At 35.3% G+C, this 7,516-nt stretch carries 8 protein-coding genes; 6 read left to right on the forward strand and 2 right to left on the reverse strand.

Features of this window, described 5'->3' with window-relative positions; all coding sequences use genetic code 11:
- Positions 1-86: 86 nt before the first annotated feature.
- Positions 87-554, forward strand: a complete 468-nt coding sequence (locus tag ACSU6B_RS26750) for a hypothetical protein (RefSeq protein ID WP_410889435.1) — start codon at positions 87-89, stop codon at positions 552-554.
- A 130-nt stretch (positions 555-684) separates the two neighbouring features.
- On the opposite strand, the gene ACSU6B_RS26755 is transcribed toward ACSU6B_RS26750, so the two are convergent.
- Both ACSU6B_RS26755 and tatA read right to left on the reverse strand, forming a co-directional pair.
- Positions 685-1,470, reverse strand: coding sequence for a nucleotidyltransferase domain-containing protein (locus ACSU6B_RS26755; RefSeq protein ID WP_410889436.1), 786 nt, complete (start codon positions 1,468-1,470; stop codon positions 685-687).
- Positions 1,471-2,578: 1,108 nt separating this feature from the next.
- Complete coding sequence (tatA, locus tag ACSU6B_RS26760; protein WP_410889442.1) at positions 2,579-2,767, reverse strand: twin-arginine translocase TatA/TatE family subunit; 189 nt, start codon at positions 2,765-2,767, stop codon at positions 2,579-2,581.
- A gap of 183 nt (positions 2,768-2,950) precedes the next feature.
- On the opposite strand from tatA, the gene ACSU6B_RS26765 reads away from it, so the two are divergent.
- The 5 genes from ACSU6B_RS26765 to dltD are packed head-to-tail and all read left to right on the forward strand — an operon-like array spanning position 2,951 to position 7,208.
- On the forward strand, positions 2,951-3,103 hold the full coding sequence (locus tag ACSU6B_RS26765) for a teichoic acid D-Ala incorporation-associated protein DltX (protein WP_081416022.1): 153 nt from the start codon (positions 2,951-2,953) through the stop codon (positions 3,101-3,103).
- A gap of 10 nt (positions 3,104-3,113) precedes the next feature.
- On the forward strand, positions 3,114-4,634 hold the full coding sequence (dltA, locus tag ACSU6B_RS26770; protein ID WP_410889437.1) for a D-alanine--poly(phosphoribitol) ligase subunit DltA: 1,521 nt from the start codon (positions 3,114-3,116) through the stop codon (positions 4,632-4,634).
- Positions 4,631-5,779 (forward strand): D-alanyl-lipoteichoic acid biosynthesis protein DltB, encoded by a 1,149-nt coding sequence (dltB, locus tag ACSU6B_RS26775; protein ID WP_410889438.1) that lies wholly within the window; start codon positions 4,631-4,633, stop codon positions 5,777-5,779. The genes dltA and dltB overlap by 4 nt, the downstream gene beginning before the upstream one ends.
- A 17-nt stretch (positions 5,780-5,796) precedes the next feature.
- The gene (gene dltC, locus ACSU6B_RS26780; protein WP_035445672.1) at positions 5,797-6,030 is read left to right on the forward strand and encodes a D-alanine--poly(phosphoribitol) ligase subunit DltC; all 234 of its coding nucleotides are present in this window, start codon (positions 5,797-5,799) and stop codon (positions 6,028-6,030) included.
- On the forward strand, positions 6,030-7,208 hold the full coding sequence (dltD, locus tag ACSU6B_RS26785) for a D-alanyl-lipoteichoic acid biosynthesis protein DltD (protein WP_410889439.1): 1,179 nt from the start codon (positions 6,030-6,032) through the stop codon (positions 7,206-7,208). The genes dltC and dltD overlap by 1 nt, the downstream gene beginning before the upstream one ends.
- Positions 7,209-7,516 lie beyond the last annotated feature (308 nt).

The following is a 7,516-nucleotide window of genomic DNA, read 5'->3' on the forward strand; positions in this document are numbered from 1 at the left end:
AGCAGTTCGAGTCCGATCACTTCTTTCGGACTCAGATTGTTTCAAAGTGGAGCAACCTATAAACGAAAAATAAGGATGGTGGTAAAATGAGGAACCTAACGAAATATACCGTGCGATTCAGGGCTATCGCCTTCTTCCTTTGCTTGCTCATTGGCTTTGCCTCCCCTGCTTTGACCAGTGCCGAATCCCTAAATCAGGGCTTAGGCTCAGCTGAAGATAACGGAATCAAGCTAACACTCAATGGCTATTCCATCGTAAACCATGGTCATACCATTAGGTTGAATTATACAATACATTCCAATTCGAATATTCAAGTAGATCCGTATGTCAAAAGCCTTATGGCAAGTCCTCATATTTGGATTGAACACACGTTAGTTCGTGAAAATTCCGATACGTTTAAAAAAGTAGGTAACAACTTATATAAAGGAACGATAGAAGCACAACTACATCAATACAGACCTGAAAATCCTCATATGACATTTAAAACTCATGGGATATTGAATCAAAAGGGCCAATGGACCATTCGATTTATCCTTAATAATGCTGATTTCTAAAATATGTGTGTTGAAACCCTAAAAGCATCCCGTATCATCCCTTAAAATGGTACGGGATTTGATTCTCCCGATTCATTATAAGCTTTGTAAAAAGCCGTCTAGACGGGCAGCCAATTTTCCAAAGATGAAATTAGTTCCAAACCTCTTCAAGCGTATCTCTGAATAATTTATCCAGCATCGGTGTAAAGTCTGGTATGGAAATATTTAAGGTGTTTGTGAATTCACGAAGACGAGTGATTTCCTCATTTAAAAACTGGCTGATGACCTTGATTCGAGGCTCCAGATCCAGTTCTTCCCCATGCATTTTTCTTTTTAAAAGGATGTGAATTTCTTGCTTTAATTCCCCATCTGGTACTAATTTTTCCAACAATGTGGAGAATTCTAATGGAGGAAATTTATTGAACTGTTCTATCCACTTTGCAGCCAATACCGGTCTTAGTACATAAAAATATTTTTTTATCTTCACGTCATCACCTTGTAAATATTCTCGGAAGTTATTACTGGCCATATTCAAATAGTGATGAAGACAGGAATGTGGGGCAAAAATAGTTTTACTAAGCTCCTTCATTTGATCAATGGTGGAAAACGCTTGATAGTAGACAATTCCTGAATGAAGCCATTCCATTAGAGGCGGATTGGATTTCCTAAAAAGCTTTAAAGCTTTGGTCAATTCCCACCCGGTAACATCAAGTAGGTTATTGATGGGAAGTTCAATGACATCCCGTTTTTTCCCTACCCCTATTTGGTCAATCGTTAGGTAATCATCTTGGCGATGTACATAAATAAACCGAACATCATAATCACTATCTTTAGATGGAAACTCCCAAGCTCTGCTGCCGGATTCACACGCATAAAGGATTTTAACGTTATAGTCTATTTCGATGTTTTTCAACGTTTTAATAATTGTTTCTATCAATTGTATTCCCCCCTAGTTTCTAATCGTGAAAATATGTTTTTAAAGTGCCTTCGCAAAGGTCTGTATATAATGAATGTAAGCATGATTAATAGTATAGCAATCATTAATTTTTTCTTCATATTGCTTTCCAAACCTAAACAAGCGTCTCTACATATTGTATAAGCGTATCCGATTATTTCTTTCTTAAAAATGGTAAATCCGCAAAAGCTGAACCGAGTGATATTGCTAAAGGCGTATATATAAGCCTATTAACATTTATTTCTGAGGGCTTTTTTAAATAGAAAAAAAGAAAAGAAAAACCACTAAGTAGGACAACACTAAGCAGGAAAGTATATACCCTTTTTCGTATATCAACTGAATTTATGTTCCTTACATTTCTAATAGATCCGATGACAAAATAAAAAAGGAAAATAATCAGAAAAATCACATATCCAATTACAAATATAAAAGTAAATGAATTATCGATTTTCATAAATATGATGAACAATGTAATGATGAAACCTACTAAACCTACTATATACATAATCCATGCAAAAACATTTTTCCTCATTATTTACCACCTTAGATTCCCATATTTATCACCATAAACCGCTGCTTCTAATATTCCGTTTATTTTTCTAAATTTTAACATACCAGTTCTTTTACAGTTGTTTTTTTTAAAACTTAATGAACAAAAAAGCCATCGAAATAACAGCTTGATCCTATCATCAATTCGCCCCTTAAAATTTAGTGTTAAAAGATATTACCCATTGATTATTAAATCTAATTAGATATTCATTAAATTAGGTTTATTCCATTCCATTTAAGTGTTGCAAAGGAATTTGATATCAACAATCAATAGTTAAAGGAATTTCATGCGCATTATGCCACATTACGATGTGAGCTATTTTTTGCCTCACTAATTAGATATCTATATCTAAAGATGGTTTGGCGTAATGAAGAAAAAAGAGATTGGGGTTGCCATGCCTCAATCTCTTTTCATATTTAACTCTCTGACAATCGTTGTGGGCATAATCAACTGTCAAGACGAGCCTTTTTCACCCATCCATTTAAAGCATTCAACATAATAAATTAGAGTATGGAACCGCATTTGGTACCATACTCTTTGTTACAACTTACTATCCGTGGATTTTACTATTTCTTCAATCAATTCTTTATCATCTTCTATTAAATCTTTAGTTGAATTTTTAAATTCCCTCAATGATTGGCCGACAGCACGACCAAGTTCCGGAAGTTTTTTAGGTCCAAAAACGATTAGTACAAGTACTAAGATTAATATTAATCCTGGAATCTCAATATTTTACAAAAATCCCCGTTCCTTTTCAAAAATATTAAATTCCTCATACATTTCCTGCTCCCTTTATTCTAAATTCCACTAATCTGTCAAAAGCCAAGGATTAAATTTTGATTAAAATCCTAAATCAAATAGGATTTCATAGTAAAATCATCAAGTGCTTTACTTCCCAGTTAGGAGGCATTTATGAATTCATTTTTTCATTATGTAAAATCTTTATTCTGTCATCCTACCACAAGGTGGATGATGAGATTGTTATTTTATTTTTTAATTCTGTTAGGCTTACTAACAATTTATGGATTTAAAAATTCCGGTACTTTTATTTATAACGAATTTTAGAGGTGACACTATGAATTTTTATTCACAACTACAAAAATGGTCTGAATTATATCCTGAAAAGACCGTTTTTTCATGCGGAAATGAGAGCCTTACATATAGGCAGCTTTATAATATGTCCGAGTCTTTAGCTTATTTTTTAAACAATCTTTTGCTGGATGATTCTACTCCTATTGTGGTTTATGGTCACATGGAACCATTAATGCTTGTTTGTTTTTTAGCATGCGTTAAATCAGGTCATCCGTATATTCCGGTTGATACATCTATTCCAGATGAAAGAATTGCAAAAATTATAGAAGATTCTGGAGCTAAAATGATGTTATCACCTATTGATCTGCCTCAAGTAGGTTTGGAACATCTATCCCATCCTTTGAATGGAGATCGTTTACGAGATGCACTCGTAAAGAATCAAGGAAAAACCGTTTCTTCCGAGTCATATGTTCTCAATGATGAAAACTTTTATATCATCTATACGTCAGGGAGCACAGGAAATCCAAAAGGTGTCCAAATTTCTTACAACAATTTAATGAGTTTTACTCACTGGATGACGAATGACTTCGGTTTAGCAAACCATCAAGTCTTTTTAAACCAAGCACCTTTTTCGTTTGATTTGTCAGTGATGGATCTGTTCCCTAGTTTATTCTTAGGAGGAACCCTTTGGATGCTGCCCAAAGAGTATGTGGCAGCGCCTAAAGAATTATTTTTATCGCTTGAAAAGTCCTCCGCGAATATTTGGACGTCTACTCCATCCTTTGTGGACTATTGCTTATCGGATGAACAGTTTTCAGCATCTCTACTCCCTGAATTAACAACATTTTTATTTTGCGGAGAAGCATTACCAAGTGCAACGGCTTTAAAATTGAGAAAGAGGTTCCCAAATGCGACTGTATTCAATACGTATGGTCCTACTGAATGTACAGTAGCAGCAACAAGTATTAATGTGGATGATTCCTTGATTGAAAAGTACGAATCATTGCCAATTGGCATTTCGAAAAAAGATGGCGAAGTTTATATTCTGTCAGAATCACTTGATGAACAACCAGATGGGGAAAAAGGTCAAATTGTTATAACCGGACCTCATGTGAGCAAAGGGTATTTGAATCAACCAGGTTTGACTCGTAAATCATTTTTCGTCCTCAATGGGCAGCCTGCTTATAAAACAGGAGACCTTGGCTATAAAAAAGATGGATTGTTATTTTACGCAGGAAGAATGGATTTCCAAGTGAAAGTGAATGGATACAGAATGGAGCTTGAAGAGATTGAGGCACAGCTTTCTTCCCTGCCGTTAGTACAAAACGTTATGATTGTACCTAATTACAAAGACGGGAAATGCGAATTTTTAACAGCGGTGATCATCCCAGCTCCACATAAATTCGAAAAGGAATTTCAACTTACCAGTCAGTTAAAAAAAGAATTGCGTGCTCTATTACCGCAATACATGGTACCGAGAAAGTTTGTTTATCGCCCAGCTCTTCCCATGACGAATAACGGCAAGGTAGACCGAAAAAGAGTTTTACATGAGGTTACTGCATGACGCCCTATGCAACTTTACTTTATTTTATGATTGTTGGCATCTTGCTTATCCCTGTCGTAGCAGCGGGATACCGGAAAAAAAGGTTAGGTTGGTATAACGCTCTCGTTACGTTTGTCGTGCTCTTTATGGCATTCGCAGCTGACCTTCATCAAGCGTATTCCTTTATTGCCTATGTCATTTGGGAGATCATCCTTGTTTCCGTTTATATACGGTATCGATCAAAGCAAAATTCGTCACTTGTTTTTTATCTTGCTATTTTTCTTTCCATCATCCCTTTATTGTTAATAAAAATCTTGCCTGCATTCGAATTGAATAACTGGTTTGGATTTTTAGGAATTTCTTATTTAAACTTTAAAAATATCCAAATGGTAATTGATATTCGAGATGGTTCGTTAACATCTTTGACCATAAAAGAACAACTTTCGTTTTTATTGTTTTTTCCAACCATATCCTCCGGTCCAATCGACCGTTACAAACGTTTTAAAAAGGATATAGGCACCGTTCCTTCCAGAGAAGAGTATCATGAGCTTCTTTATAAGGGAATTAATAAGATTTTTTTAGGCCTTTTATATAAATTTATTATCGGGTTTCTCATCAATAGTAAATTAATTTCAACACTTTTTATCCAAAACCATACGCTGCTATCCGATATTAGTTATATGTATCTGTACAGTTTATATTTATTTTTTGACTTTGCTGGATACAGCAACTTTGCCATCGGTTTCAGCTTTATTATGGGGGTTAAAACGCCTGAAAACTTTAATCTTCCTTTTTTGAGCAGAAATATTAAAGACTTTTGGAACCGTTGGCACATGTCACTTTCATTTTGGTTCCGGGATTATGTGTACATGCGATTTGCCTTCATAATGCAAAAGAAAAAGTGGATCAAAAACCGTTTCACCATTTCCTATCTTGGTTACCTGCTTCTCTTTTTATTAATGGGGGTATGGCACGGTCTGGAACTTCACTATATTGTGTATGGGTTATATCATGCTCTTTTAATCATCAGTTTTGATTGGTTTGCACGAAAAAACAAAAAATACTCATTCTGGAAAAAGAATAAATGGACACATGCAATCTCGATCGTCATCACCTTCCACTTCATTTGCTTTGGATTTTTAATCTTTTCCGGTCGATTATTTTAATATTAGGAGGAATTATCATGTCAGTAAAAGAGACAGTGTTGGATATTTTAGAAGAGATTTGTGATTCGGATATTGTAAGAGAAAATTTAAATATCGATTTATTTAAGGAAGGTCTATTGGATTCGTTCGGAACGGTTTCATTGCTTGTTGAAATTGAAGAACGTTTAGAGATCACAGTGGGGATTTCTGATTTTGTCAGAGAAGAATGGAATACTCCGAATGCAATTATTGGTCAATTGGAGAATCGGTAATGGTCCGCTCCTCCTTTAAACCCTTAATTGTAGCAGTCATCTTATTTTCCATTCTTTTGTTTTTTCCAGCCCAATGGTTACTGCCTTTGATTAATGAGAAGTTGGTGGAGCGAGATGCAGCAGGATTAGACCGCAATATGTTTCAAGGCTATTTAGTTCAACAAAAGATGTTAGAAAATCCTGCCTATTTGCCTATTTATGGTTCTTCTGAATTGGCTCGATTAGACCCTTTTCATCCGTCAAACTATTTTCATGTGAATCCACAGGGCTTCACGCCGTTTTTAGTCGGAACCGGGGGGACTGAGGCACTCATTCACTTTTTAAACTTTTCAGCTCATGCAGATAAGTTAAAAGGCAAAAGGATAGTTTTCGTCTTATCACCACAATGGTTTGTGCCTAAAGGCTCGGATGAATCCCACTTTGCACCCAACTTTTCTGTTTTACAAGGATACCAATTTGCGTTAAACCCAAAAGTGAATCACCCATTAGTGACAGAAGGTTCAAAGCGCCTTTTAGCCTTTAATGTAGTCAAAAGTGATTGGATGCTTTCTTCTCTTTTGGAGGCGAATGTATATCATGATAAATGGCACCAAACCAAAGCCATGGTCATCAAGCCCTTTGCTTATGGCTTTTTACATTTGTTGGAACGAAGAGATTTAATCCTTTCTTTACTAGATGTCCATTTGAAAAAACTTCATCCAAAACCAGCCCTCACACAGAATAAATCATGGGCTGAGCTTGAAGACGCTGCCACCCATCTGGCTGCAAAAAAAACAACATCCAATCCGTTCTATGTGAATGATTTGTATTATAAAGCCATGTTACAACCTAAATTGGATAAACTTCAAGGGTATAAAAAGGGAGCAAGTTATGCAAAATCTAGACAATATCAAGATCTGCAACTGGTCCTCGATGTACTAAAAGAAGCCCATGCAAAACCTTTATTTGTTTCCGTTCCAGTCAATGGTTACTGGTCAGATTATACCGGTTTTCCAACCAAAGGACGCACGGATTATTATGTGAAGGTTAAAAAACAAATTGAAAAGAACGGATTTCCTATTTTAGATTTATCCGGTCATGAGTACGATAAATATTTCTTTAAAGATACGATCCATCTGGGGTATAAAGGATGGGTATCTGTTGACAAAGGTATTCTACAATTTGAAAAACAAAAATAATACGAAAAAGAAGTCTAATCCCTATTAAGAGGTAGACTTCTTTTTCGTTTTCTAGGCATTATTGATTACGTTCACAAAATTTTACCACCCTTGCCATCTTTTTTACCAATGTACGCCAAGAGATTTACCAATTAAAAAACCTACTGCATAATAAAGAAGCCAAAATATGCATTTGAGTGAATAAAATAATGCATACTTTGGCTTCATTGAGAATTTAGATTGTTTTACTAACGCACCCTTTAATTTAATAAGCGAGATGAATAAGTTGCAAAAAGTGACCTGCATTATTAATGCCTTATTTCCTCATT

The organism is Neobacillus sp. C211 (assembly GCF_051842875.1).
Classification (GTDB): domain Bacteria; phylum Bacillota; class Bacilli; order Bacillales; family Cytobacillaceae; genus Neobacillus.